The following is a 26039-nucleotide window of genomic DNA, read 5'->3' as shown; positions in this document are numbered from 1 at the left end:
AACGGACCGTCGACCAGACTTCCCGACACACCGAGCACCAGCCTACCGGGAGCACCTGCGCGACTGATCCACGCGGAGCCGCGGGTGGCAGCATGGCCCCATGACCTCCGTTGCCGAACTCGTCGCCGTCGTGGACCGCCTGCTCGACCCCGAGCACGGGTGCGTCTGGAACCGCGAGCAGACCCACGCCAGCCTCGCCCGGTACGCGGTCGAGGAGACGTACGAACTCGTCGACGCGATCGACGGCGACGACACCGACGAGCTCCGCGAGGAACTCGGCGACGTGCTGTACCAGGTCGTGTTGCACGCCGGGATCGCCGCGCGCGAGGGGCGGTTCGACCTCGACGACGTGGCCGACACCGTCCGCCAGAAGATGCAGCGCCGACACCCCCACGTGTTCGGGGACGAGGAGGCGCACACCGTCGAGGACGTCATCCGGGTGTGGCGTGCGGCGAAGGCGGCCGAGAAGTCCGGACGCACGAGCGCGTTCACGGGCGTGCCGCGTGCGATGCCGCCGCTGGAGCGTGCCGTGAAGCTGCTCGAACGGCTCGAGGAGCGCGGCGACCTGCATGCCGCCGTGGCCTCGGTGACCGACGGGACCGTGCTCGACCGGGTCGGCCTCGACGCCGGCTTCGGTGCCGATGTCGAGGCGTCCGGTGACGGGACGGCCGCTGCGGTCGGCGGGTCCCCGTCGGACAGCCGGGTCGACGCGGCCTGGGGTGCCGGGATGCTGGCCGAGGTGGCGGTGGCGCACGAGGAGGGGATCGACCCGATCGCGAGTCTCCGGGCTGCGGTGGCGATGCTGGAGGTGGCGGGGCGGGAGATCGAGGGCGGAGCGTCGACCGGGGGAACGCTCGCGGGCGGAGCGTCGACCGGGGGAACGCTCGCGGGCGGAGCGTCGACCGGGGGAACGCTCGCGGGCGAGAGCGCGGCTGACGCGGCGGTTCGAGCCGGCTCGTCCGACTCTGCTCGCGACGCTCGGGAGACGGAGAAGCGGGCGTCCTCCTAACCCGAAAAAGGAGGACGCCCGCGAGCGGGAGAAGACGTCACCAGGGAGCAACGTCGTCAGGGGAGCCCGCTCGAACCGCGTGGGCGTTTGCAGCACATCGCCCCCGCTGACGGCTGGCACGTGGATCAGGCACGTACCCTGCCGAGGTTCTGGATGAAGCATATCAGCGGACACCCGCTGCTGCAAGCGACGCCCGTGCTCTGCGAGAATCGACCCCATGGCGACGACCGTGACGGCCCCTCGAGGCATGCGTGACCACCTCCCCGCGGACAAGGCCCGACGGGAGCACGTGCTCGGCGTCATCCGCGGTGTGTACACGCGGCACGGGTTCGACGAGATCGAGACGCCGGTGGTCGAGGACGCCGCCAGGCTGCACTCCGGACTCGGCGGCGACAACGAGAAGCTCGCGTTCGCCGTCATGCGCCGTGGTCTCACCACCGACGACCTGCGCACCGCCGAGGCCCCGCTCGACCTCGCCGACCTCGGGCTGCGCTTCGACCTGACGGTGCCGCTGGCCCGCTTCTACGCCTCGCACCGCGCCGAGTTGCCGAGCGTCTTCCGAGCGGTGCAGATCGCGCCGGTCTGGCGAGCCGAGCGTCCGCAGAAGGGCCGCTACCGCCAGTTCGTGCAGTGCGACATCGACATCCTCGGGGAGCCCGGGCAGCTCGCCGAGATCGAGCTCGTCCGCGCGACGACGGCCGCCCTCGACGCCCTCGGCATCACCGGCACCTCGATCCGCATCAACGACCGACGCATCCTCCTGGCGCTCCTGGCGTCGTGGGGCGTCACCGACCAGGCAGCGGCGGACCGCGCGCTCATCACGGTCGACAAGCTCGACAAGATCGGGGCGGAGGGCGTCGCGGCGGAGCTCGGCGAGACGCTCGACCTCGACGCCGCGACCACCGCCGACACCATCCGGGCGCTCGAGCACGCCGACTGGGAGAGCGTGCGCGGGGCCGACTGGCTCGACACCGACGCCTTCGCGGACCTCGAGCGGCTGCGTACGGCGCTGCCCGGTGTCGACCTCCGCTTCGACCCGACGCTCGTCCGCGGGATGGGCTACTACACCGGCACGATCTTCGAGGTCGCGCACCCGGACTTCGGCTACAGCCTCGGCGGCGGCGGGCGCTACGACGGCATGATCGGACGCTTCCTCGGGCAGGACGTCCCCGCGGTCGGGTTCTCCCTCGGCTTCGAGCGACTCGTCGACCTCGTGACGCTGCCCACCTCGGAAGCGGTCGACGCGGTCGTCCTGGTCCACGACAAGGACGTCGACCCCGTCCGCCTCGCCGCGCTGAAGACCGAGGCGCTCGCGACGCACCACCGCGTCCGCCTCGAGAAGCGCACGAAGAACATGAAGAACCTGCTCGCCGGTCTGGTCGAGCAGGGGTTCGGCGCGTTCGCCACCGTGGGCGCCGACACCGAGACGCTCGAGGGCGTCGAGTTCCGTCCGCTCGTCTGACGGACGCCTCCCGGTCATCCACAGCCCGGGGTCGAGCACGACCGGCCTCGCTAGGATCGACCACGCAACCAACAACCCAACGACAGGGAGTACCCCGTGGCAGTGATCGATGCCGTAGGCGCACGTGAAGTCCTCGATTCCCGAGGCAACCCGACGGTCGAGGTCGAGGTCCTCCTCGACGACGGCGTCGTCTCGCGTGCCCTCGTCCCGTCCGGTGCCTCCACCGGCGCCTTCGAAGCGTACGAACTGCGCGACGGTGACGAGTCCCGCTACGGCGGCAAGGGCGTCCTCAAGGCCGTCGAGGCCGTGCTCGACGAGATCGGCCCGGCGCTCGAGGGCTTCGACGCAACCGACCAGCGCCTCGTCGACGCCGCGCTCATCGAGCTCGACGGCACCGAGAACAAGTCCCGCATCGGCGCGAACGCGATCCTCGGCGCCTCGCTCGCCGTCGCCCGCGCCGCAGCCGACTCGGTCGACCTGCCGCTCTTCCGCTACCTCGGCGGCCCGAACGCGCACACGCTGCCCGTTCCGCTGATGAACGTCGTCAACGGCGGTGCCCACGCGGACACCAACGTCGACATCCAAGAGTTCTTCCTCGTGCCCTACGGCGCCGAGTCGTTCTCCGAGGCGCTCCGCTGGGGCGTCGAGACCTACCACGCCCTCAAGGGTGAGCTGAAGAAGCAGGGCCTGGCGACCGGCCTCGGCGACGAGGGCGGCTTCGCGCCGGAGCTCGCGTCGAACCGTGCGGCGCTCGACTTCCTGCTCTCGGCGATCGAGAAGGCCGGCTTCACCCCGGGCAAGGACATCGCGCTCGGCCTCGACGTCGCGAGCACCGAGTTCTTCCACGACGGCAAGTACGCCTTCGAGGGCAAGCAGCTCTCGAGCCAGGAGTTCACGCAGTACTTCGTCGACCTGGCCCGCGACTACCCGCTCGCCACCATCGAGGACCCGCTGGCCGAGGACGACTGGGAGGGCTGGACCCACCTGACCGCCGAGCTCGGCTCGAAGCTGCAGATCGTCGGCGACGACCTGTTCGTGACGAACCCGAAGCGCCTCCAGCGCGGCATCGACGAGCAGGCCGGCAACTCGATCCTGGTCAAGGTGAACCAGATCGGCACGCTGACCGAGACGCTCGACGCGGTCTCCCTCGCGCACCGCCACGGCATGACCGCGATCCTGTCGCACCGCTCCGGCGAGACCGAGGACACCACGATCGCGGACATCGCGGTCGCGGTCGACGGCGGCCAGATCAAGACCGGCGCCCCGGCCCGCTCGGACCGTGTCGCGAAGTACAACCAGCTCCTCCGCATCGAGGAAGAGCTCGGCGACGCCGCGGTCTACGCCGGCCGTTCCGCGTTCCCGCGTTCGGCTTCGCTGTAACCAGTCCCACCGAGACGCCGTCCTCCTCCGGGAGGGCGGCGTTTCGTCGTTCCCGCCCGACTCCTCGCCGCCGTGCGGCGCCGCCGTCCCGACAGCGGGGCGCCGTCCCGACGGCGGGGCGGCCTCCCGCGGACGAGGCGGCGGTGAGCCGACCGGGAGGCGCGCCCCCGGGCCTCCCGTCCGGCCGGCTCGCTGAGAGGGTGCGCAACGCGCGCGCGGCGGGCTGCCGAGCCCCCGCGGCCGCGTTATCGTCGTTCCGTGCCCAGCCAGAAGCCCCGCGTCCGCCGCGTCCCCGTGGCGATGCCCGAGGGCGGGTCGGCGCAGCCCTGGTACCGGTCGCTGCACTTCTCCGGCTTCAGCCTGCTCATGCTCGCGATCATCGTGCTCTTCGTCGTGGTGCTTGCCCCGTCGCTCCGCACCCTCGTGCAGCAGCAGGAGCAGATCTCCGACATGCAGCGGCAGGTCGCGGCGCAGAAGTCCGACGTCGCGCAGAAGAAGCACGACGTGGCGCGTTGGGACGACCCGGCCTACATCGAGGCCCAGGCCCGCGACCGGCTGCTCTACGTGTACCCGGGCGAGGAGAGCTACCTCGTGATGGGCGCGCAGGACGGGACCTCGCCGACGCCGAAGCCGCGGACGGAGTCCGGGACGCCGGTCAGTTCGTCGGTGCAGACGCCGAAGGTCGACTGGGTGCAGTCGATGCTCTCGTCCGTCCTCGAGTCCGGGTTGTCGGACGCGACGAGCGACGAGCTCGACCGCCGGGGGAGCGGGTCGGGCAGTGGCTCGGGCACCGGCTCCGGCGCCGGGTCGGACAGCGGCGCGACCGCGAAGTAGGGGCGGCACGCGGAGTCCGGTAGGCTCACGTCCCCGTGACGACACCTCCGTTCGACCCGCCGACCGATCACGACGTCCAGGTGGTGTCGGCCCAGCTCGGCCGCCCCGCACGTGACGTCATCGGCATCGCCGCCCGCTGCGTGTGCGGCAACCCGACGGTCGTGTCCACGAAGCCCCGCCTCGGCAACGGCACCCCGTTCCCGACGCTGTACTACCTGTGCCACCCGGCTGCCACCGCGGCCGTCAGCACCCTCGAGGCGAACCAGGTGATGCCCGAGCTCGCCGCCCTCCTCGAGGACCCGGACACCGCCGCGCAGTACCGCGCCGCCCACCAGGCGTACCTCGACGACCGTGAGTCGATCGAGCACGTCGAGGAGATCGCGGGCATCAGCGCGGGCGGCATGCCGACCCGTGTCAAGTGCCTGCACGCGCTCGTCGGCCACGCCCTCGCCGCCGGACCCGGCGTCAACCCCATCGGTGACCTCGCGCTCGAGCGCGCGGACTGGTCGCCGTCCCGGTGCGTATGCCGGGCATATGATGAGGACGCAGACGCCGGAGTCGGGGTGGGTGGCGGCGAGTCCTGACCAGCCGCCCAGCAGCAGCTCAACCAGCCCAAGGAGATCATCCCCCGTGCCCAAGATCCTCGTCGTCGGCGGCGGTTACGCCGGCTTCTACACCGCATGGAAGCTCGAGAAGCACCTTCGCCAGGGCGAAGCCGAGGTCCTCATGGTGGACCCGCTGCCGTACATGACGTACCAGCCGTTCCTCCCCGAGGTCGCCGCCGGTTCGATCGAGCCGCGTCACGCCGTGGTCTCGCACCGCCGCCACCTCAAGTCGACGCGCGTCGTCACCGCGAAGGTCACCAAGGTCGACCACGCGAACAAGACCGCGACGATCACGCCCGAGGTCGGTGCAGCGTGGGAGGAGTCCTACGACCAGATCGTCATGACCGCCGGCGCCGTCTCCCGCACGTTCCCGATCCCGGGCGTCGCGGACGAGGCCATCGGCCTCAAGACCATCGAAGAGGCCGCCGCGATCCGCGACAAGATCCTCACGAACTTCGCCAAGGCGGCCAACCTCCCGGCCGGCCCCGAGCGCCAGCGTCTGCTCACGGTCGTCGTCGTCGGCGGTGGCTTCGCCGGCATCGAGGTGTTCGCCGAGCTCCGCTCCTTCGTCTCGGACCTGCTGAGCAGCTACCCGCAGATCGCCTTCGAGGACACGCACTTCCACCTGGTCGAGGCGATGGGCCGCATCATGCCCGAGGTCTCCCTCGAGACGTCGCACTGGGTGCTCAAGAACCTCGCCGAGCGCGGTGCCACGGTGCACCTCGAGACGCAGCTCGCCTCGGCGGTCGGTGGCGTCTGCCAGCTCAAGGCCAAGGACGAGTCGATCGAGACCATCGAGTCCGACCTCATCATCTGGACCGCCGGCGTCATGGCGAACCCGATGGTCAAGGGCACCGACTTCCCGCTCGAGTCCCGCGGCCGCATCACCGTGCAGCCCGACCTGCGGATTGTCGACGAGGGCACCGTCATCGCCGACGCCTGGGCCTGCGGTGACGTCGCGGCCGTCCCGGACCTCACGGGTGGCGGCGTCGGCGGCATGTGCGTCCCGAACGCCCAGCACGCCGTCCGTCAGGCCAAGCAGCTCGCGAAGAACCTCGTCGCGACGATCCGTGGCGAAGCGACCGTCGACTACAAGCACGAGAACCTGGGCGCCGTCGCGGGCCTCGGCCTCGGCATCGGTGTCTTCCAGTCCGGCAAGTTCGCGATGAAGGGCTTCCTCGCCTGGGGTGCCCACCGCGGCTACCACGGCCTGGCCATGCCGTCGTGGGAGCGCAAGATCCGCGTCGTCGGCGACTGGGTCGGCGCGTTCTTCCTCGGCCGTGACATCGCGTCGCTCGACGACCGTGAGACCCCGCGCGCGGCGTTCGAGGCGTGGGCCTCGCGGCCGAAGCCGGCCGTCGAGGCGGCTCCCGACGCCGAGTCCCCGGCCGAGGGCCAGCCCGCCGGTGCCGCCGGTCCCGCCTACGCCACCCCGGCGGAGGACGTGTCGAAGGAAGCCGAGCCCGTGGGCGCCGGCGAGTCGGCGAAGACCGAGTAAGCAGCACGCACGCAGTCGAGCGGGCGGTCACCCGGTGGGTGGCCGCCCGCTCGCGTCGGTAGGCTGTTGCGGCCCGACCGCCCGCGGTCGTGCGCCCCCGTGGCCCAATCGGTAGAGGCATGCGACTTAAAATCGTCGAGTTGTGGGTTCGAGTCCCACCGGGGGTACGGATCGGCCAGCGCAAGCGCCAGCCCCTGTCCGTGAGGCTGTGCCGAGCAGGGCTCCCGCGACTCGTTACGCTGACCTGGTGGTCGGGATCGGGAGTGCGCTGACGAACCTCCGGGACGCCCTCCGGCGCCCCGAGGCCCACGTCGAGGTCATCGACGGCGAGACGGTCCCCGTCGGCATGCTGCTCGGCACGCTCGGTGCCCTCCTGCTCGACGCCGGCAGCTCCGTCACCGACGTCCGGTCCGCCCTCGAGAAGACCCGTGACGCCGCCGGTGTCGGCGACGGGCTGGCGATCGGGGTGCTGCCCGCGCTCGTCATCGTCAGCGAGACCGCGACCGGTGCCGCCACGATCGTGAACGCCGAGGGCATCGAGCTCTCGTTCCGCCAGTCCGCCCGGGCGAACCGCCTGGTCCTCGGGCTCGAGCGGGGTGCGATCGCCCTCGCCGAGATCCCCGCGCGGGCCCGCAGCATCCGGCAGGGCACCCGTCCGCCGGCTCCGTTGCCGTGGGTGCTCGGCAATGCCCTGACCTCCGCCGGGCTCGCCGTCGTCTTCCGCTGCCCGTGGTGGGCCGTGCTCCTCGCCCTCGTCGTCGGCGCGCTCGTCGGCGTGATCGGGCTGCTCCTGCGACGGTTCCGCGAGGCCGTCGCCGTCGTGCCCTTCCTGGCCGCCTTCTGCTCCACGGCCGTGGTCGGTCTCGTCGCCGCCGGCACGGGCTTCGACCACGTCCCGCTCTACGCGGTGTGCGCGCCGGTCGCCGTGTTCGTGCCCGGGGCCCTCATCACGAACGCGCTGCTGGAGCTCACCGCCGCGGACATCGTGACCGGGTCGGCGCGGCTCATGCAGGGCCTCATCATGCTGGGCTTCATGGCCGCGGGCATCGCCGCCGGGAGCACGGTCACCGGGCTGCGCATCGACCCGACCTCCGCCGCCCTGGTGGGCGAGGTCGCGGGCATCGGCACCGACCGCCCCGGGTGGGAGGCCGTCCCCGCCCTCTGGGCGTCGTGGCTCGCCGTCGTGGTGCTCGCGACCGGCATCAGCCTCGTGTTCGGCTCGGGCTGCCGGCTCACCGCCGCGTCCGTCCTCGTCATGCTCACCGCGTACGCGGTCGTGTCGTGGCTGACCCCGTTCAGCGGGAGCGTCGTCGCGACCGGCCTGGCGGCCGCCCTGCTGTTCGTCGGGACCCGGGTGCTCGAGCGCATCGTGCCCGTCATCCCGGCGACGGTGTCGTTCCGCCCGGCGTTCCTGCTGCTGGTGCCGGGCACCGTCGGATTGGTCGCCGTGGCCACGTTCGACGCAGCCGCGCTCGCGACGCCGCTCGCGACCTTCGTCAGTCTGTGCGTCGGCACCAAGATCGGCGGGCTGCTGCCCGGTCTGTTCGCCCGGAACGCTCCGTCACACTGACGATCGTCCCGTCGTCCCGGTGCGACCCGCGGGGGAGGCGCGCTGCGCGTCCGTCGTGCAGCCGCCGGGCTGACGGCTGACGGCTGACGGCTGACGGCTGGCGGCTGACCGCTGACGGCTGCCTGCGGGACGGGTGGCGGGCCTCCCGGCCGGACGGCGGCGGAGAGCCTACCCAGGTGCGGGACGCGGGGTCGGACCCGCGCCTCCGTGGGGGGACGCCCGGGTCAGGAGGGCAGTGCCGGACCGCGGAAGCGCGACCAGGACCACACGCCGACCGCAGCGGCGACGACGACGGCGACCCCGGCCGTCATGGCCGCGACCGGCACGTGGGTGCCCGTCGGCCCGGAGTAGACCGCCGCCGCCAGCCCGACGGCGACCGCGGCGAGCCCCGCGTAGCGGGACCGGGAGACGGACGCGAGCGCGGCGCCCGCCGATCCGCGGAGCGGCAGCAGCGTGACGACGAGCGACCCGAGGCCGCCGACGCACAGGGTGCTCGCGAACTCCGAGACGAGCGACCCGACGAAGCCCGAGCCCGGGACGACGCTGTGCAGCACCCAGCCGGCGCTCGCGAGGACGAGCAGGGTGACCGACCGCCAGGTCGCGCTCCGTGCGCACGCCGCGAGACCGACACCGATCCGCACGGCGGCGGTGTCCACGTCGGTCCGGCCGACCGGGACCAGGAGCACACCGACCACGAGCGCGGGGGAGAGGTCGAGCGTGCGGGTGAGCCCGCTGGCGACGACGGCGGCGAGGACCAGCCAGGGGGACACCCGGTAGGTGACCGTGTGGCGGTCCGTCCCCGCGGCCCAGCGGGTGGCGAGGACCACGCCGGCCGTCAGGACGCCGACGCCGGCGAGCACCCCGAGCGCGAGGCGGACGTACCGCGCCTCGAGGGCGATGCCGGTCCCGAGGAGGGCGAGCACGCCGGCGAGCGTGACCGCGACGGCGACCGAGCCCCAGACGGGCAGGGCCTCGTCGCCCCGCGTGCGCTCGGACCGCGGCCGGTTCCGACCGGTGAACCGGGAGGCGCGGCTCGGCAGGCGACCGCGGACGGCTCCGGCGAGCACCCGGACCGGCCCGGCGACGAGCAGGAGGAACGCCAGCGCGACCCCGGTGGCGATCGCCAGGGTGCGCCAGGAGAACGAGGACTGGATGGTGGGCACGGCGCGGTCGTAGCCCGTCGCGACCGTCCAGTCACCGGCCGGGCCGGACCAGTCCGGGTGCCCGCCGCCGCCCACGCCGCCGCTCGGCAGCGCGCCGGCGGACGTGGGGTCGTCGGAGTCCGGCGTGCCCGTCCCGGCGGGGCCGCTCGCGCCGCCGCCGGTCGGGCCGTCGGTACTCCCACCGCGCCCGGTGCCGGAGCCGCCGGGCCGTCCCGCGTCGTTCCCAGCGGTCGGGCCGACGCCGGAGGTCGAACCGGTACCGGCGGACGGCTCCGACGAGCTGCCGGGCGCGCGGGACCCGGTCGCCGTCGGGCCACCGGGGACCCGGACGACGACGGCCGTCGAGGGGCGCGAGGTGTTGCCGGCGAGGTCCTGCGCGCCCGCTGCGACGCGGTGACTGCCGGCACGGAGGACGTCGGCGACCCGGCAGGACCAGGAACCGCCAGCGCTGACCTCGGACCGGCACACGGCGACGTCGTCGACGTAGGCCGTGACGATGGTGCCCACCTCGGCGGTGCCCGCGATCCGGACCGGCTGCGCAGTGGTCTCGTCGCCGGCCGACGGCGTCAGGATGCGCGGCGCTGCCGGGGCGGTGCGGTCGATGGTGATGGTCCGGGGCGCGGACGTCGCGCTCCGCAGGTCCGAGCGGTACCCGTCCGCCGTGCTCGCGGTCTGGGTCGCGGTGACCGTCACGGCGCCGTTCGCGAGAGCGCCGGGACCGACGCCCCACCCCACGTGCCAGGTCCCGGTCGGGCCGACCGTCGCGGTCCGCACCGCGGTGGTGCCGGCACGTGCCACGGTCACCGTCGCACCCGCTCGGCCGGTCCCCGTCACGGCACCGGTCGTCGGCTGCCCGGTGTCCACCGTCGGCGGCACGATGACGTCGGAGGGGGCGGCGTCGGCACCCGGCAGCGACGAGGACGTCGTGTCGAGCACGGTGAAGACCTGCGCGGGCCCGGAGTGCACGGTGCCGACGCAGGACCACCTCCCGTCGGGGCGGGTCGTCGTCCGGCACACCGACGCGGAGGGGACGGCCGGGTCGGCGACGCGGACGCCGTGGCCAGGGGTGGCGCGACCCGAGAAGCGACCGAGGTCGGTGGTGATGTCGCCGGGGTCGGCGATCGTCGGCGGGGTGGGCGTCCCGGTCGTCGGCGGCGTCGGCGCGCGGCTCGGCGTCGGGCTCGGGGCCGCGGGAGCGGGCACCGGGTTCGCGTAGACGGGCGGCTGCGTCGCCGCAGGGGCGGTCGGCGAACCCGCTCCCGGCAACGTCGTGGTCGCGGCGACGGCAGGGAGCGCACCGAGCGGCAGGAGGACGAGGCCGAGGGCGGCGGCGAGCAGGCGCCCGGTGCGGCGTGCGGCTGGTCGGTGTGGGACCGGTCGGTGTGCGGCAGGCTGGCGCGCGGCGGGCCGGCGTGCGGCCGGTCGGCGGGGTCGGCGACGCCGGACGTCACCCCTGTCGTCCCGGTGCGCCACGTCGTCCCCTGCCGTGTCCATCCCTTCCATCCCACGTGATCCGGGCGTCCGGGTCAACACCCCGCGCGGAGGAACCGGCCCGATCGGCGCGGAACGACCCCCGTGCCGGACGGCGTCGGCGAGCCCGGTGTGTGCCACTCGGGAATCGGCCGTGAAGATCACTGACGAACGAGGGCCCCTCGACTCGCTCGGTAGGATCGATCCGGACCTCTCCCGGTCCGACCAGCAGACCGCTGGGGTCCGGCAGGCACCGCGACCCGACGCGCAAAGGAGTACCCCCGCATGGACACCGGACTCGTCACGACCCTCATCGTGATCGGCGTGGTGGTCGTCATCCTCGTGGTGATCGGGATCTGGCTCTGGGTCAGTCACAAGTCCCTCGTGGCGCTGCAGGGCCGGGTGGACGCCGCCTGGTCCGAGATCGCCGAGCAGCTGCAGCAGCGCGCGGCGCTCATCCCGACGATCGTCGACACCGTGCAGGGCCACGCCACGCACGAGCAGTCCGTCCTCACGGCCGTGACCGACGCCCGGGCCGAGACGCTCGGGGCACGGGACGCCGTCGCCGCGTCGACCGCAGAGGGCCACATGCAGAAGGCGCTCAAGGGCGTGTTCAAAGTGGCCGAGGGGTACCCGCAGCTCCAGTCGAGCCAGGCCTTCCTCCAGCTGCAGTCCGAACTCGTGTCCACCGAGGACAAGATCCAGTCCGCGCGACGGCACTACAACGGCGGCGTGCGCGAACTCAACACCAAGGTGCGCCAGTTCCCCACGTCGACGTTCGCGAAGCGTCGTGGCGTCGGCCCGGCACCGTTCTTCGAGACCGCGGAGCCGGCCGCGATCGCCGAACCGCCGCGCGTCCAGTTCTAGTCGACGGGCAAGGCAGCGGGGTCGATCGCCCGGACGCCGAGCGCAGCTGCCACGTCCCGCGCCGCTGACCCGCGGTCGGTGACCTCGACGTCGCCCAGGCCCTGCCACGCCGCGGTCCGACGGAGGAGCGCGGCTAGCCGCTCGGCGTCGATGCGGGCACCGGGCTCGTGCCACGCGGTACGGACGTGCAGCACGCCCCGCTGCCGGTCGTTCTTCAGGTCGATGCGGCCGACGAGCGCCTCGTCCTGCAGCACCGGCAGCACGTAGTACCCGAACACCCGCTTCGGCGCGGGCGTGTAGATCTCGATCCGGTAGTGGAAGCCGAACAGGCGCTCCGCCCGCGGTCGGAACCAGACCACCGGGTCGAACGGGCTGAGCACGGCGTCGGCGTCGACGCGCCGGGGGACCCGAGCGTCGACGTGCATCCAGGCGCGGTCCCGCCACCCCTCGACCGTGACCGGGACGAGTTCCCCGGCGTCCTGCAGGTCGGCGACGGCGGCGGCGGTGTCGTCGGCGCGCAGCCGGTGGTGGTCCGCCAGGTCGGCCCGGGTGCCGACGCCGATCGCCCGGGCGGACCGACGCACGAGCTCGCGGACGGCGTCGGCACGGTCGGGGGCGGTCGCGAAGTACCCCGCCGGCAGCACCTGGTCGGGCAGGGCGTAGACGCGCTCGAAGCCGGAGCGGCCGGCGCTCACGACGTCACCCCAGCGGAAGAGCTGCTCGAGCCCCTGCTTGACGTCGCTCCACCCCCACCAGGGACCGCGCCGGACGTTCGACTCGTGCTCGACCGCGCTCGCCGGCATCGGGCCCTCGGCGGCGAGCACCGCGAGGAGCTCGTCGCGCACCCGGGCGGTCCGCTCGACGCCGGCGACCCGGGTCGGGTTCGTGGCGTCGCGCTCGCGGTACGCGTCCATCCGCCAGCGGAACAGGCGCAGGTCGTCACGCGGGACGAAGGCCGCCTCGTGCGCCCAGTACTCGATCCAGGGGCTGCGCTGCGTCAGCGTCAACCGGTCGAGGGCGCCCTTGTCGTAGGCGCCGAGCCGGGCGAACAGGGGCAGGTAGTGGCTGCGCTCGAAGACGTTGACGGAGTCGATCTGCAGCAGGCCGAGCCGCGCGGCGCCGGCGGACACGGCGCGGGCGGGCACGGGGTCGGTGCGCGGACGGCCGAAGCCCTGGGCGGCGAGGGCGACACGGCGTGCCTCGGCGGCGGAGAGCGCGGTCCTGACCATGCCGGAACGCTACCGAGCGCAACCGACAGCGGACGGAGCAGGACACATGCCGCCCCCGGCACCTGCCCGGCGGGCCGTGGATACAGTTGCCGCATGGCTTGGGGCAAGAAGACTCATCCCGACCCGGTGGTCGAGGACTCGGTACCGCTCGGCATGCGGATCGCGGGGGCGTTCTCGTGGCGGGTGCTCGTCGTCGCGGGCGTCATCGCGCTGTTCGTCTGGCTGATGACGGTGTTCAGCGACATCCTCATCCCCTTCCTCATCGGCATCGTGATCTCCGCGCTGCTCGTGCCGGTCTCGAACTGGCTCCAGCGGCACCACGTCCCGAAGTGGCTCGCCGTCGTGCTCAGCCTGCTCGGCGGACTGGCCGCGGTGGCGGGTCTGCTCTGGCTCGTCATCGACCAGATCATCGCCTCGTACCCCTCGCTGCGGGACCGCACGGTGTCCCAGTACGGCAACGTGCGCGAGTTCGTGCTCAACTCCGGATTCGGGATCTCTCAGCGAGACGTCAACACCTGGCTCGACGAGGCGACGAAGTGGGTGCAGGACAACTCCGGCACGATCCTGTCGGGCGTCGCGAGTGCCGGATCGAGCGCGACGCACGTGTTCGAGGCGCTCTTCATCATCCTGTTCACCACGATCTTCCTGCTCATCGACGGCAAGAACGTCTGGCGCTGGACCGTGCGGCTCTTCCCGCGCAAGGCCCGGGCCACCGTCGACGGTGCGGGCGTCGCGGGCTGGATCACGCTGACGAGCTTCATCCGCGTGCAGATCTTCGTCGCGTTCGTCGACGCGGTCGGCATCGGCCTCGGCGCGTTCATCGTCGGCCTGTTCTTCGGCGGCATGCCCCTCGTCATCCCGATCGCCGCGATCGTCTTCCTCGGCGCTTTCATCCCCGTCGTCGGTGCGATCGTGACCGGCTTCCTGGCGGTGTTCGTCGCGCTCATCTTCAACGGCCCGCTCGCCGCCGTGCTCGTCCTCGGCGTCGTGCTGCTCGTGCAGCAGATCGAGGGGCACATCCTCCAGCCGCTCGTGATGGGCAACGCGGTGAAGGTGCACCCCCTCGCCGTCGTGCTCGGTGTCACCGCGGCCTCCGGGCTGGCCGGCATCGCGGGCGCGTTCTTCGCCGTGCCGCTCATCGCCACCCTGAACGCCATGGTCACGACCATCGCGAGCGGACGGTGGCGCGGGCTCGACTCGGACCACGTGCTCGAGGCCACCCCCAAGCGCGGACAGCACGGCAGGATCCAGCTCCGACGACGGCGTCACCAGGTGGGCGACGAGGTCCCGGCTCCGGGCAGCGACGACCAGCCGTCCGCGGAGCCCGGGACCGCGAGCACGAACTGAGCGTCACGTGGCAGCAGAGCGACCGGTGACCGACGATGATGGGACGGTGACCGACACGACCGCACCCCCGATCCCGACGCTCGCCGACATCGAGGCAGCTCGCGAGACGATCGCCGGTGTGGCCCGGGTGACGCCGATGGAGACGTCGAAGTTCCTCGAGGGCCTGCTCGGCTCCCCGGTGCACCTGAAGTGCGAGAACCTGCAGCGCACCGGCGCGTACAAGGTCCGCGGCGCCTACAACCGGCTGTCGACCCTGACCGCCGAGCAGCGCCAGGCCGGTGTCGTCGCCGCGAGCGCCGGCAACCACGCGCAGGGGGTGGCGTTCGCGGCCCGTGAGCTCGGCATCCCGGCGACGATCTTCACCCCGGTCGGCGTCGCGCTGCCCAAGCTGCAGGCCACCCGGCGGTACGGCGCGGACGTCGTCCTGCGCGGCCACTCTGTCGAGGAGGCGCTGTCCGCCGCGAAGGACTTCGCCACCCGGACCGGTGCGGTCTTCATCCCGCCGTTCGACCACCCCGCCGTGATCGCCGGCCAGGGCACGCTCGGGCTCGAGATCGTCGACCAGGTGCCCGACGTCGACACCGTCGTCGTGCCGATCGGCGGCGGCGGCGTCATCTCCGGCATCGCGATCGCCGTGAAGGGCATGGCCGAACGCCTCGGCCGGGACATCCGGATCATCGGTGTGCAGGCCGAGAACGCCGCCGCCTACCCGTCGTCCATCTCGGCGGGCGAGCCGGTGACGATCACGACCTCGCCGACGATCGCGGACGGCATCGCGGTCGCCCGCCCGGGCGACATGAACTTCCCGATCATCCGTGACCTGGTCGACGAGATCGTGACGGTGTCGGACGACGACGTCGCCCGTGCGCTCCTGGTGCTGCTCGAACGGGCCAAGCTCGTGGTCGAGGCCGCGGGAGCCGTCGGCGTCGCCGCGATCATGGCCGGTGCCGTGCACGACACGGGCCGGACGGTCGTGCTCCTCAGCGGGGGGAACATCGACCCGCTCATGATGGAGCGGATCATCACGCGCGGTCTCGTGGCCGCCTCGCGCTACATCGGCATCCGGATCATGCTGCCCGACCGCCCGGGGCAGCTCGCCCGCGTCTCGCAGATCATCTCGGACGCCGGTGCGAACGTCGTCGAGGTCCTGCACACCCGGCACGGCCAGGGCGTCGTCATCAACGAGGTCGCGCTCGACCTCTCGATCGAGGCGCGGGGCCCGGACCACGCGGACGAGGTCATGGCACGCCTGCAGGAGGCCGGCTTCCGCCCGGAGCAGCTCACGCACTGACCGGCGGGCCGCCGGACGCGCCAGACGCGCCCGCCGCACGCGTCTGACGCGCCCGCCGGACGCACCGTGCCCGCAAGACGCACCGGACGCACCGCCCCCGCCGGACGCACCCGCCGTACCGGGCGCGCCACGGGCCTCCCGGCCGGTGCATCAGCGCCGCGCACGGATCGCGGTCCCCGCCGTCAGCGACCCGTGAGGACCGTCGCGCAGCGCCGACCACGGCGTGAGGCTCGTCCGCATGACCCTCACCGCGATCCTCCCGTCGCTCCGCGCCTCGATCCCCGACCCCCTCGACGCGACCGCCTGGCCGGCGCACACCGAGCCCACGACCGACGACCTCCGGGTCAGCGCGGTGTCGATGTCCCGCCTCGCCGAGGTCGCCGGCACCCCGTGCGTGCACACGGCCGAGGAGGCACCGCCCCGCTACCGGCCCCGCGACTGGACACCGCGGGCGATGAGCGTCGCGGTCGCCGCGGTGACGGCCGTCGAGCGCACGCCGGCGGGCATCGCGCTGGAGCTCGACGCCGTGCTGCCCGACTGCGCCGTCCTCGACGAGGCACGGCTCATCGGCCGACGGACCACGGCGCCGCGCACCGCCGCCCGGGTGGGGAGCGACGCGGTCGTCGTGCCGGGTGACGTGCGGGTCGGCGACCTGGTGTGCTTCCCGTGCCGCCGGGCGCTGACCCACCGCGAGGTCGTGGCGGCCGTCCCGCTGTCCGGGGCGACGCGATGACCCTCGTCGGCACGGTGCGCACCAGGATCGTCGACGGCCCGCACCGCTGGGGTCGGCTCGACGTCCGCCCGGTCGGTCGCACGATGTGGGCGACCCGGACGCTCGTCGTGCACGCTCCCGGAACGGACCGGCGCGAGGGGATGCTGCTCCGGGCAGTGCGGGTCTGGCCGTTCGTCGGACTGGTGCTCGCCGGCGCGGTGACCGTCGCGGCGCAGTCCGCACCGGCTGCCGGCGCGGCCGTCGGGCTGGGCCTGTACGCGCTGGTGCACGTCCTGCTGCTGCGCGCGACCCGGCGGCTGCGTCCGCTCGTCCGGCAGCTCACCGTCACGACGTTCCACGGCAACGGCCGGCCGGAGGTGCACGGTGACGTGGACCTGTTCGCGGCCTCCGTCGACGCGCTCACGGCCTACGAGGACGCCCTGCGGGCCGGCGGGGTGGACGCCGTGGCGTTCGAGGCGGCCTGGGCACACGTCTGGAACGCGCTGCCGGCACGCTGACCGGGCGGGGCCGGTGCGGCCGGTGCGGCCCGGCCGGTGCGGCCTGGCTCGACCCGGCTGGCGCTACGGCTCGGAGCGCTCGACCCGGCTGGCGCTACGGCTCGTAGCGCTCGACCTTCGTCACCTCGACGGCGATCTCCTTGCCGTTCGGTGCCGTGTACGTCGTCGAGTCACCGGCGCGGAGGCCGACGATCGCGGCACCGACCGGGCTGACCGGGCTGTAGACGGTGAGGTCCGAGCCCTCGGCGACGATCTCGCGGTTGCCGACGAGGAAGGTCGACGGGTCGCCGGCGATCGTGGCGGTGACGACGGTGCCCGGCTCGACGGTGCCGTCGAACTCGGCCTCGGTCACGGTGGCGTGCTTGAGGAGCTCCGTCAGGGAGCGGATGCGGGCCTCGATCTTGCCCTGCTCGTCCTTGGCGGCGTGGTAGCCACCGTTCTCCTTGAGGTCGCCCTCTTCACGAGCGGCTTCGATGCGGCTCGCGATCTCGATGCGGGCCGGGCCGGTGAGCTGCTCGAGCTCGGCGGTGAGACGGTCGAACGCCTCCTGGGTCAGCCAGGTGCCCTGCGTGTCGTTGCTCATGTCGTTTCCCTTCGGCCGTGACGGTCGAGACCGGTCACGGCGTGTGGCGCAAAAGAATCGAGACCGGCCGGCGGCCGGTCTCGAATCGTGATTCCGAGCAGTCTAGGGAACCCAGCACGAGTGGATCAACCCGGTGACGGCGCGGGTCGTGGTGTTCACGGGCGTCGAGATCGACCGGCTGCGCTGCTCTTCGGCCGGCAGGGTCACGACCCGCCACCCGACGATCGTGTACGACTTGTCCAGCGCCTGCACCGCGCACTCGACGGTGGTGCCCGGGTCGACGGCGACCTGGGTGTGCACGACGACGCTGTGGTCCGACACGACCTCGTACCCGACGTCGTCGGTGTCCAGCCCGTGGTCGGTCTGGCCGGGGCCCGCCCAGATCACCCAGACGGCGAAGACGACCGCGATCGCGACGGCGATGACGACGGCCAGCAGCTTCCCGCGACGGCGGGTGTCCGCGTTCCGGCCGTATCGCGCGTCGAGCGCGGCCTGCGCGTCGGGCGCCGCCCGGTCGTCGAGCGCCGCGGGACCGGCTGCTGCGGCCGCGCCTGCTGGGGTGTGGTGCTGATCGGACAGTTCGGGGCTCCCGGGGTGATTATCCTGATCCCAGGGTAGTTCACGCTCGCCGTGCGCCACCCGCGACCGGTGTGGCACGTGCACGCCCGCGCCCGTCCGGCACCCGTGTCGGCCGCCCCAGCGTCGGTCGTCCCGCAGACCGGCTCCGCGCCGGTCTCCCCGTGTCCCTGAGCCCAGGAGGAACGCCGTGCCCCATCGCCTGCTGGCCGTGCACGCCCACCCCGACGACGAGTCGAGCAAGGGAGCGGCCACCTCGGCGAAGTACGTGGCCGACGGCGCCGAGGTCCTCGTCGTCTCGTGCACGGGTGGCGAGGCCGGGGACATCCTCAACGAGCAGCTGCCGGACGCCGCGAAGGCCCGGGCGCACCGCGACATGGCCGGGTTCCGCCGGACCGAGATGGCCGCGGCACAGGCAGCCCTGGGCATCGAGCACCTGTGGCTCGGCTACCACGACTCCGGGCTGCCCGACACGGAGCAGGGCGAGACCGTCCGTCCGGGGACCTTCGCGACGGTGCCGCTCCCGTTCAGCACCGAGGCGCTCGTCCGGGTCGTCCGGCGCTTCCGGCCGCACGTCCTCGTCACCTACGACGAGAACGGCGGCTACCCGCACCCCGACCACATCCGGACGCACGAGGTCTCGGTCGCAGCGTGGCACGCCGCAGCCGACCCGGAGCAGTTCCCCCAGGCCGGACCCGCCTGGTCGGTGTCGAAGCTGTACTACGAGCGGACGATGAACCCCCGGCGCTTCTCGGCCTTCTACGACGCCCTGCGCGAGCGCGACCCGGAGAGCCCGCTCGTCGAGCAGCTCGGGGAGTGGGTCGCCCGGTTCGCGGACCGACCCGACCTCGCCACGACGCACGTCGACGTGCACGAGTACTTCGACGCGCGGGACGCCGCACTCCGGGCGCACGCCAGCCAGGTGCCGCCGGACAGCCCGTTCTTCTACTGGCCGAACGACCTGCTCGCCGAGGTCTGGCCGACCGAGGACTACCAGCTCGTCGAGGCCCGTGTGCCCACCGAGCTCCCCGAGTCCGACCTGTTCGCAGGGATCCCATCCGAAGAGGACGCACACGCGTGAGCACCATCGCCGCGGTACTGGCCGCCACCCCCAGCCCGAGCCCGAGCGGCGTCCCCGACGTGGACGTCACCCCGGGCGTCGCCGGCTTCGTCGCCATCGCGCTCGTCGCCGTCGTGACGATCCTGCTCGTGGTCGACATGACCCGGCGCATCCGACGGACGCGGTACCGGGCCGAGGTGCGCGAGCGCCTCGAGGCCGAGGTCGCCGGGGACCGTGCAGACGCACCGGCCGAAGGCGCTCCCGCCGCAGACGGACCGACCGCAGGTGCACCGGTCACCGACGAGCCGTCGCGGCGGGCGGCCGAGGACGGCCGGGCCGACGTCGGGGACGACACCGAACGCGGCTGACGGCCGGGCACGGAACGGACGGGAGGCCCGTCACCAGCTGGTGACGGGCCTCCCGTCGGTTCTGTGGGAGCGTCTGCCGCCCCGGGACGCGTCCCGGTGGCCGCGGTGGCCCGACGTGCGGCGTCAGCGCACCGGGTCGAGGGCGACGACGAGGATGCCCGCCCACTGTGCGGCGAACGCGACGACCGTGAGGGCGTGGAAGACCTCGTGGAAGCCGAAGAAGGTCGGCGACGGGTCGGGACGCTTGAAGCCGTAGACCGCGGCGCCGAGGATGTACGCGACGCCGCCGGCGAGGACGAGCACCGTCATCGGGACACTCGCCGAGAACAGTTGCGGCAGGATCAGGAACGCCGCGCAACCGAGCGCCAGGTAGAGCGGGACGTACAGCCAGCGCGGGGCGTTGATCCAGAAGACGCGGAACGCGACACCGAGCAGGGCGCCGGTCCACATCACCCACAGGACGATCACCATGAGCGTGTGCGGCAGCGCGCAGACGGCCACCGGCGTGTACGTGCCGGCGATGAGCAGGAAGATGTTCGTGTGGTCGATGCGCTTCAGCACGCGCTTCACGACGGGGCCCCACGGGAACCGGTGGTAGGTCGCCGAGACACCGAACATGACCATCGAGGTCGCCATGAAGACGGCGCTCGCCGCCTTCGCAGCGGGCGTGGCCGCCAGGCAGATGAGCACGATGCCCATCGCGACGGCGAACGGGAACGTGCCGGCGTGTATCCACCCGCGCCAGGCCGGCCGCGGGGCGTCGGGGCTGGTCGCGGCCTCCTCCGAGAAGGGCACGTGGGGGAGGGCGGGCGCCTCCTGGTCTGACTGCATGCCCCGACGCTACGACCCGGGGACGGCACGGCGGCTGGGAGTCCTCCCGAGGGGCGGTTGCACTACAGTCGACGCGTGACGGGCAAGCTGGGATGGGCGGGACGCGGGATCCTCTACCGCGCGTACCAGAAGCGCATCCGTCGGGAGATCGAGGGTGCGCAGAAGCCCCGGCACGTGGCGATGATCGTCGACGGGAACCGGCGGTGGGCGCGGCAGCTCGGCCTCGAGACCGCGGCGCACGGTCACCGAGCCGGCGCGGCGAAGATCCCCGAGTTCCTGACCTGGTGCGAGGACCTCGACATCCAGGTCGTCACGCTCTACCTGTTGTCGGCCGACAACCTGACCGGCCGAGGTGGCGAGGAGCTCGAGCAGCTCGTCGGGATCATCGGTGACCTGGCCCGCAGCCTGTCGCAGCACCGCACGTGGCGGGTGCAGCACGTCGGTTCCAACGACGGCCTGCCCCCGGAGCTCGTGTCGGCCCTGCAGGAGGCTGAGGAGCGCACGGCGGACCACACCGGGCTGCACATCAACCTGGCGGTGGGCTACGGCGGCCGGCGGGAGATCGCGGACGCCATGCGGAGCATCGTCCGGACGCACGGCGAGGGCGGCGGCACGCTCGACACCCTGGCCGAGGTCCTCACCCCCGAGCTCATCGGCGACCACCTGTACACGCAGGGGCAGCCGGACCCGGACCTCATGATCCGCACGTCGGGGGAGCAGCGGCTGTCGGACTTCCTGCTCTGGCAGAGCGCGCACAGCGAGTTCTACTTCGTCGAGGCCTTCTACCCGGACCTGCGCGAGGTCGACTTCCTCCGCGCGGTCCGTGACTTCGGGCTGCGGTCCCGTCGGTTCGGCGGCTGAGCAGCCGTACAGGAGCTGAGGCCCCGTCAGGACTGGGCAGCAGGTCTGGCGTTCCGCGGACTGCATTCGACCGCTTCTTCCGGTCCCAGTAGGCTCACAGGGTTCTGCCCACTGAGAGGTGCACCCCCGTGACCACGATCGACGAGTACGTCGCCGGCTTCGCCGAGGAGCCCGGCTACCTCGACCACGCGGCCTTCGGCCCCGTGCAGACCGCCGTCCTCGAGGAACAGCGCGTCCTCGGACACATCCAGGAGCGCATGCGCTTCGGCGCCGTGGAGACGCTGGACGAGCAGGACGCCCGGGTCCGCGCCGTCGCCGCCCGCCTCGTCCGCCGGCGCGAGGACCAGGTCGTCTCGCAGACCGCCACCACGCCCGGTCTCCTGCACACCGCCTTCGGTCTGACCGGCGGGGTCCTCGTCGCCGCCGACGAGTACCCGTCGCTGCCGCTCGCCCTGGCCAGCGCCGCCTCGGCCACCGGCGGGCGGGTGCAGCCCGTCGTCATCGAGTCCGGTGCCGGGTGGCTCACGGCGGACCGCATCCGCGAGCGCCTGACCGACGACGTCACCGCGGTCGCGCTGTCGCTCGTCGACTGGCGCACCGGTTACCTCGTCGACCTGGCCGCCGTGCGCGAGGTCATCGGCGACCGCCTGCTCATCGTCGACGCCATCCAGGGCTTCGGCGTCGTGGACGCCCCGTACGAGGTGGCGGACGTCGTCGCCACCGGCGGCCAGAAGTGGCTGCACGCCGGGTGGGGCACCGGGTTCGTGTCGTTCAGCGACCGGGCGCTCGAGCGCATCAAGCCGGCGCTCTCCGGACCACACGGCACGACGGGCTGGCCGACCGAGGTGCCCAGCGTCCGCCCGGGGGCCGCGGCCTTCACGATGACGCGGATCGACCCCGTCGCCCAGGCCCGCCTCGCCGTCTCGCTCGAACGCCTCACGGCCGTCGGGGTCGGCACGGTGCAGGCGCGCGTCGCCGACCGGGTCGAGCGGATCACGGCGATCGCGGACGAGTTCGGCCTGGCCGTCACCTCGAGCCGGGACCCTCGGGAGCGAGCCGGCATCGTCGTGCTCCGTCCCGCGCAGGGACGGCTCACCGCACTCAGCGCCGCGCTGCACAACCACGGCGTCACCGCGACGGCGCGTCTCGGCGAGGTGCGGGTCTCGGCGTTCGCGTCCACGACGGACGAGACGCTCGGCATGTTCCGCGACGCCTGCGTCTCGTACGCCACGATGCCGTAGCGGAGCGGCTCGCGCTGCGCTGCGCTGCGCGCTGCGCTGCGCTGCGTGCTGCGTGCTGCGCACGTCGCGCCCCGCTACGCGGGTCGCGCCCCGTTCCGACGGGGCGCGGTGTTCGTGGCAGGGCGCAGCGCGGGGCCGCGCGCTGCGCACGTCGCGGCCCGCGCGGCGTGGCGCGCCCGCTGCGCTGCGCACGTCGCGGCACGCCGCGCCCCGCTACGCGGGTCGCGCCCCGTTCCGACGGGGCGCAGTGTTCGTGGCGGGGCGCAGCGCGGGGCCGCCCACGGGCGGGAGGCGCGTGGCGGGCCGGTGGCGGGCCTCCCGGCCCGCGCGGAGCGCGCCTCGCGCGTTCAGGGAGCCGTCACGCGACCGTAACCGCTCGGTCAGCGTGTCGGTGTCGGCCCGTCGGGGGCCGGACGTAGCTTGGCGACATCGGGCAACGCGCCCGGTCGGAGCGGCCACGGTCGGTGCTCCGGGACCGCTCCAGTGGCCGCGTCGAAGGACATGACCGGGCCGAGCGCGGCCCGGGGATGGAGTGGTCGTGACCTCTCAGAACGTCTCTCGCGGAACGTCGTCCACCTCGCCGCAGCACGCCACTGCCGGCAGCCGGGCCGCGGACTCGTCCACGCCGGTCGCCCAGCGCACCTACGTGCTGGACACCTCCGTGCTGCTCAGCGATCCGCGCGCCCTGTTCCGGTTCGACGAGCACGCGGTCGTCCTGCCCGTCGTGGTCGTCAGCGAGCTCGAGTCGAAGCGCAACGACCCCGAGATCGGGTACTTCGCGCGTCAGGCACTCCGGATCCTCGACGAACTGCGGGTCGAGCACGAGCGGCTGGACTTCCCCGTGGCGGTCGGCGACGGCGGGTCCCTGCGCGTCGAGCTGAACCACTCGAACCAGTCCGTCCTGCCCTCCGGTCTGCAGCTCGGCGACAACGACTCACGCATCCTCGCGGTCGCGTCGAACCTGGCGAACGACGGCCTCGACGTGGTCGTCGTCTCGAAGGACCTGCCGCTCCGGGTCAAGGCGGCGTCGATCGGCCTCGCGGCCCAGGAGTACCGCGCCGAGCTCGCCGTCGACACCGGGTACACGGGCATCACGACCCTGCAGGTCTCCGGGGACCAGGTCGCCGCCCTCTACGAGACCGAGGAGATCCGCACCGCCGACCTCGCCGGCGTCCCGGTCAACACCGGCGTCGTCATCCACTCCGAGCGGGGCTCGGCGCTCGGCCGCGTGCACACCGCCGGATCGGTGTCCCTCGTGCGCGGCGACCGCGAGGTCTTCGGCCTCCGCGGCCGCTCCGCCGAACAGCGCCTCGCGATCGACGCGCTGCTCGACCCGGAGATCGGCATCGTCTCGCTCGGCGGCAGCGCCGGGACAGGCAAGTCCGCCCTCGCGCTGTGCGCCGGCCTCGAGGCCGTGCTCGAGCGGCAGCAGCACAAGAAGATCATGGTGTTCCGGCCGCTCTACGCCGTCGGCGGGCAGGAGCTCGGATTCCTGCCCGGGGACGCCTCCGAGAAGATGAACCCCTGGGCGCAGGCCGTGTTCGACACCCTCGGTGCGCTGGTGTCGGACAACGTCCTGGACGAGGTCGTCGAGCGCGGCATGCTCGAGGTCCTGCCGCTCACGCACATCCGCGGGCGCTCCCTGCACGACGCGTTCGTCATCGTCGACGAGGCGCAGTCCCTCGAACGCAACGTCCTGCTCACGATGCTGTCCCGGATCGGGCAGAACTCGCGCGTCGTCCTGACCCACGACGTGGCGCAGCGGGACAACCTGCGGGTCGGCCGGCACGACGGGGTCGCGTCCGTGATCGAGCGGCTCAAGGGGCACCCGCTGTTCGCCCACGTGACGCTGACGCGGTCGGAGCGCTCGGCGATCGCGGCGCTCGTGACCGAGATGCTCGACTCGCCCGACCTCGGGTAGGCCGGCCGGGCCGCCCGGCCAGACCGGGCCGGCCGGCCGGTGCCGAGACTCGGTCTGAGCGACACTCCTCGCGCTCGCGAGCGCGAGGAGTGTCGCTGGGCGCGAGAGCCGTGTCGGGCAGCACACGTCCGTCAGTTGGGGCGCGTCATGCTCAGGACGTCGAGGGCGCTGTCGAGCTGATCCTCGGTGACCTCGCCGCGCTCGACGTGACCGAGGGCGACGACGGCCTCGCGGACCGTGAGCCCCTCGGCGACGGCGTACTTCGCGACCTTCGCCGCCGCTTCGTACCCGATGACGCGGTTGAGCGGTGTCACGATCGACGGCGACGACTCGGCGAACGCCCGCGCCCGCTCGAGGTTCGCCTGCAGTCCGTCGACGGTCTTGTCGGCGAGCACCCGCGAGCTGTTCGCGAGGAGCCGGATCGACTCGAGCAGCGCCGTGCCCATCACCGGGATCGCGACGTTGAGCTCGAACGACCCGGACGCGCCGGCCCACGAGACCGTGGCGTCGTTGCCGATGACCCGCGCGGCGACCATGAGCGTGGCCTCCGGGATGACCGGGTTCACCTTGCCGGGCATGATCGAGGAACCCGGCTGGAGGTCGGGGATGTGCAGCTCGCCCAGACCCGTGTTCGGACCGGAGCCCATCCAGCGCAGGTCGTTGTTGATCTTCGTGAGGCTCACGGCGATGACCTTGAGCGCGCCGGAGGCCTCGACGAGGGCGTCGCGTGCACCCTGGGCCTCGAAGTGGTCGAGCGCCTCGGTGATCGGCAGGCCGGTGTCCTCGGCGAGCTGGGCGATCACCTGCTGCGGGAAGCCCTTCGGCGTGTTGATTCCCGTGCCGACCGCGGTGCCCCCGAGCGGTACCTCGGCGACGCGGGGAAGGGTCGCCTGCACCCGCTCGATGCCCAGGCGGACCTGGCGCGCGTAGCCGCCGAACTCCTGCCCGAGGGTGACCGGCGTCGCGTCCATGAGGTGCGTCCGACCGGACTTCACGGCGCCGGACCACTCGGTGGCCTTGCGCTCGAGGGACTCGGCCAGGTGCTCGAGCGCCGGCACGAGCGACCGGATCAGGGCGTCCGTCACGGCGACGTGCACCGAGGTGGGGAACACGTCGTTCGAGGACTGCGACGCGTTCACGTGGTCGTTCGGGTGGACCTCGGCGTCGGCGACGCGGGACGCCAGGGTGGCGAGGACCTCGTTCATGTTCATGTTCGACGAGGTGCCGCTGCCCGTCTGGTACACGTCGACCGGGAAGTGCTCGTGGTGCGCACCGCCGATCACCGAGTCCGCCGCTTGCGCGATGGCCTGCGCGATCGAGTCGTCGAGGATGCCCAGGCGGCCGTTCACGAGGGCGGCGGCCCGCTTGATCCGGGCGAGGGCCACGATCTGCGCCGACTCGAGGCCGGTGCCCGAGATCGGGAAGTTCTCCACGGCCCGCTGCGTCTGCGCACGGTAGAGGGCCGACGCGGGGACCCGCACCTCGCCCATCGTGTCGTGCTCGGTGCGGAACTCGCCGTCAGCGGGGGTGGTGGTGTCGGTCACGTCGTCGTGGTCCTTCCTCGTGGTGCTCACACCGGGTCGCGGTCGCGGCGGTGTCGGTGGCCGTCCGGCTGGTCGTCGCTGCCGGAGCGGGGTCGTCGT

The 26039-nt window shown here is 73.0% G+C and carries 23 protein-coding genes and 1 tRNA gene; 18 read left to right on the top strand and 6 right to left on the bottom strand.

The features are described 5' to 3' along the window. Positions 1-100 precede the first annotated feature (100 nt). The 8 genes from KM842_RS15865 to KM842_RS09255 all read left to right on the top strand — a co-directional run bounded on the left by KM842_RS15865 (position 101) and on the right by KM842_RS09255 (position 8358). Positions 101-1009 (top strand): MazG family protein, encoded by a 909-nt coding sequence (locus KM842_RS15865; protein ID WP_253206065.1) that lies wholly within the window; start codon positions 101-103, stop codon positions 1007-1009. 217 nt (positions 1010-1226) lie between these two features. Continuing rightward, complete coding sequence (gene hisS / locus KM842_RS09285) at positions 1227-2471, top strand: histidine--tRNA ligase (protein ID WP_216257764.1); 1245 nt, start codon at positions 1227-1229, stop codon at positions 2469-2471. A gap of 96 nt (positions 2472-2567) precedes the next feature. Then, positions 2568-3851: a phosphopyruvate hydratase gene (gene eno / locus KM842_RS09280; RefSeq protein ID WP_216257762.1), complete on the top strand. Its 1284-nt coding sequence runs from the start codon at positions 2568-2570 to the stop codon at positions 3849-3851. Positions 3852-4109: 258 nt separating this feature from the next. Further along, on the top strand, positions 4110-4685 hold the full coding sequence (locus KM842_RS09275) for an FtsB family cell division protein (protein ID WP_216257760.1): 576 nt from the start codon (positions 4110-4112) through the stop codon (positions 4683-4685). A gap of 35 nt (positions 4686-4720) precedes the next feature. After that, on the top strand, positions 4721-5269 hold the full coding sequence (locus KM842_RS09270; protein WP_216257757.1) for a DUF501 domain-containing protein: 549 nt from the start codon (positions 4721-4723) through the stop codon (positions 5267-5269). Between the two features lie 46 nt (positions 5270-5315). After that, positions 5316-6788: an NAD(P)/FAD-dependent oxidoreductase gene (locus KM842_RS09265; RefSeq protein WP_216257756.1), complete on the top strand. Its 1473-nt coding sequence runs from the start codon at positions 5316-5318 to the stop codon at positions 6786-6788. 93 nt (positions 6789-6881) lie between these two features. Continuing rightward, positions 6882-6955, top strand: a tRNA-Leu gene (locus tag KM842_RS09260). 80 nt (positions 6956-7035) lie between these two features. Continuing rightward, positions 7036-8358: a threonine/serine exporter family protein gene (locus KM842_RS09255; RefSeq protein WP_216257754.1), complete on the top strand. Its 1323-nt coding sequence runs from the start codon at positions 7036-7038 to the stop codon at positions 8356-8358. A 224-nt stretch (positions 8359-8582) separates the two neighbouring features. On the opposite strand, the gene KM842_RS09250 is transcribed toward KM842_RS09255, so the two are convergent. Beyond that, positions 8583-11015, bottom strand: coding sequence for an Ig-like domain-containing protein (locus tag KM842_RS09250; protein ID WP_216257753.1), 2433 nt, complete (start codon positions 11013-11015; stop codon positions 8583-8585). Positions 11016-11276: 261 nt separating this feature from the next. Here KM842_RS09250 and KM842_RS09245 point away from each other — a divergent pair, with 261 nt between their 5' ends. After that, positions 11277-11858 carry a LemA family protein gene (locus KM842_RS09245; RefSeq protein WP_216257751.1) on the top strand — a complete coding sequence of 194 codons (582 nt, stop codon included), beginning with the start codon at positions 11277-11279 and terminating at the stop codon, positions 11856-11858. Here the strand turns inward: KM842_RS09245 and KM842_RS09240 are convergent. Continuing rightward, entirely contained in the window at positions 11855-13087 is a 1233-nt protein-coding gene (locus KM842_RS09240; RefSeq protein ID WP_216257749.1) for a winged helix-turn-helix domain-containing protein, read from the bottom strand. The two genes, KM842_RS09245 and KM842_RS09240, sit on opposite strands and share 4 nt — an antisense overlap. Positions 13088-13180: 93 nt before the next feature. Here KM842_RS09240 and KM842_RS09235 point away from each other — a divergent pair, with 93 nt between their 5' ends. The 4 genes from KM842_RS09235 (at position 13181) to KM842_RS09220 (ending at position 16955) form a co-directional block, all read left to right on the top strand. Beyond that, positions 13181-14434 (top strand): AI-2E family transporter, encoded by a 1254-nt coding sequence (locus tag KM842_RS09235; protein WP_253206064.1) that lies wholly within the window; start codon positions 13181-13183, stop codon positions 14432-14434. A 46-nt stretch (positions 14435-14480) separates the two neighbouring features. Beyond that, positions 14481-15725 (top strand): threonine ammonia-lyase, encoded by a 1245-nt coding sequence (gene ilvA / locus KM842_RS09230; RefSeq protein WP_216257747.1) that lies wholly within the window; start codon positions 14481-14483, stop codon positions 15723-15725. 238 nt (positions 15726-15963) lie between these two features. Next, the gene (locus KM842_RS09225; RefSeq protein ID WP_216257745.1) at positions 15964-16458 is read left to right on the top strand and encodes a hypothetical protein; all 495 of its coding nucleotides are present in this window, start codon (positions 15964-15966) and stop codon (positions 16456-16458) included. Further along, on the top strand, positions 16455-16955 hold the full coding sequence (locus KM842_RS09220; RefSeq protein ID WP_216257743.1) for a DUF6611 family protein: 501 nt from the start codon (positions 16455-16457) through the stop codon (positions 16953-16955). Before KM842_RS09225 ends, KM842_RS09220 begins: the two co-directional genes overlap by 4 nt. A 94-nt stretch (positions 16956-17049) precedes the next feature. On the opposite strand, the gene greA is transcribed toward KM842_RS09220, so the two are convergent. Together greA and KM842_RS09210 are read right to left on the bottom strand one after the other, a co-directional pair. Next, on the bottom strand, positions 17050-17538 hold the full coding sequence (gene greA, locus KM842_RS09215) for a transcription elongation factor GreA (RefSeq protein ID WP_216257741.1): 489 nt from the start codon (positions 17536-17538) through the stop codon (positions 17050-17052). A gap of 102 nt (positions 17539-17640) precedes the next feature. Beyond that, the gene (locus KM842_RS09210; protein ID WP_216257739.1) at positions 17641-18201 is read right to left on the bottom strand and encodes a DUF4307 domain-containing protein; all 561 of its coding nucleotides are present in this window, start codon (positions 18199-18201) and stop codon (positions 17641-17643) included. A gap of 103 nt (positions 18202-18304) precedes the next feature. On the opposite strand from KM842_RS09210, the gene mca reads away from it, so the two are divergent. Next, entirely contained in the window at positions 18305-19195 is an 891-nt protein-coding gene (gene mca, locus KM842_RS09205; RefSeq protein ID WP_216257737.1) for a mycothiol conjugate amidase Mca, read from the top strand. After that, positions 19192-19542, top strand: coding sequence for a hypothetical protein (locus KM842_RS09200; RefSeq protein WP_216257735.1), 351 nt, complete (start codon positions 19192-19194; stop codon positions 19540-19542). Before mca ends, KM842_RS09200 begins: the two co-directional genes overlap by 4 nt. Before the next feature lie 123 nt (positions 19543-19665). Here KM842_RS09200 and trhA read toward each other — a convergent pair whose 3' ends face one another. Beyond that, entirely contained in the window at positions 19666-20373 is a 708-nt protein-coding gene (gene trhA, locus KM842_RS09195; protein WP_216257733.1) for a PAQR family membrane homeostasis protein TrhA, read from the bottom strand. A gap of 75 nt (positions 20374-20448) precedes the next feature. On the opposite strand from trhA, the gene KM842_RS09190 reads away from it, so the two are divergent. The 3 genes from KM842_RS09190 (at position 20449) to phoH2 (ending at position 24396) form a co-directional block, all read left to right on the top strand. Next, positions 20449-21234, top strand: coding sequence for an isoprenyl transferase (locus KM842_RS09190; protein WP_216257731.1), 786 nt, complete (start codon positions 20449-20451; stop codon positions 21232-21234). A gap of 128 nt (positions 21235-21362) precedes the next feature. Beyond that, entirely contained in the window at positions 21363-22475 is a 1113-nt protein-coding gene (locus KM842_RS09185; protein ID WP_216257729.1) for an aminotransferase class V-fold PLP-dependent enzyme, read from the top strand. Between the two features lie 646 nt (positions 22476-23121). Beyond that, entirely contained in the window at positions 23122-24396 is a 1275-nt protein-coding gene (gene phoH2 / locus KM842_RS09180) for an RNA 5'-3' helicase PhoH2 (protein ID WP_216262290.1), read from the top strand. 131 nt (positions 24397-24527) lie between these two features. On the opposite strand, the gene KM842_RS09175 is transcribed toward phoH2, so the two are convergent. Beyond that, complete coding sequence (locus KM842_RS09175; RefSeq protein ID WP_216257727.1) at positions 24528-25940, bottom strand: class II fumarate hydratase; 1413 nt, start codon at positions 25938-25940, stop codon at positions 24528-24530. Positions 25941-26039: the final 99 nt, after the last annotated feature.

Origin of the sequence: Curtobacterium sp. L6-1 (assembly GCF_018885305.1) — a bacterium.
Classification (GTDB): domain Bacteria; phylum Actinomycetota; class Actinomycetes; order Actinomycetales; family Microbacteriaceae; genus Curtobacterium; species Curtobacterium aetherium.
Note: the sequence above shows the minus strand (reverse complement) of the source record. Positions and strands in the feature narration are given on the sequence as shown.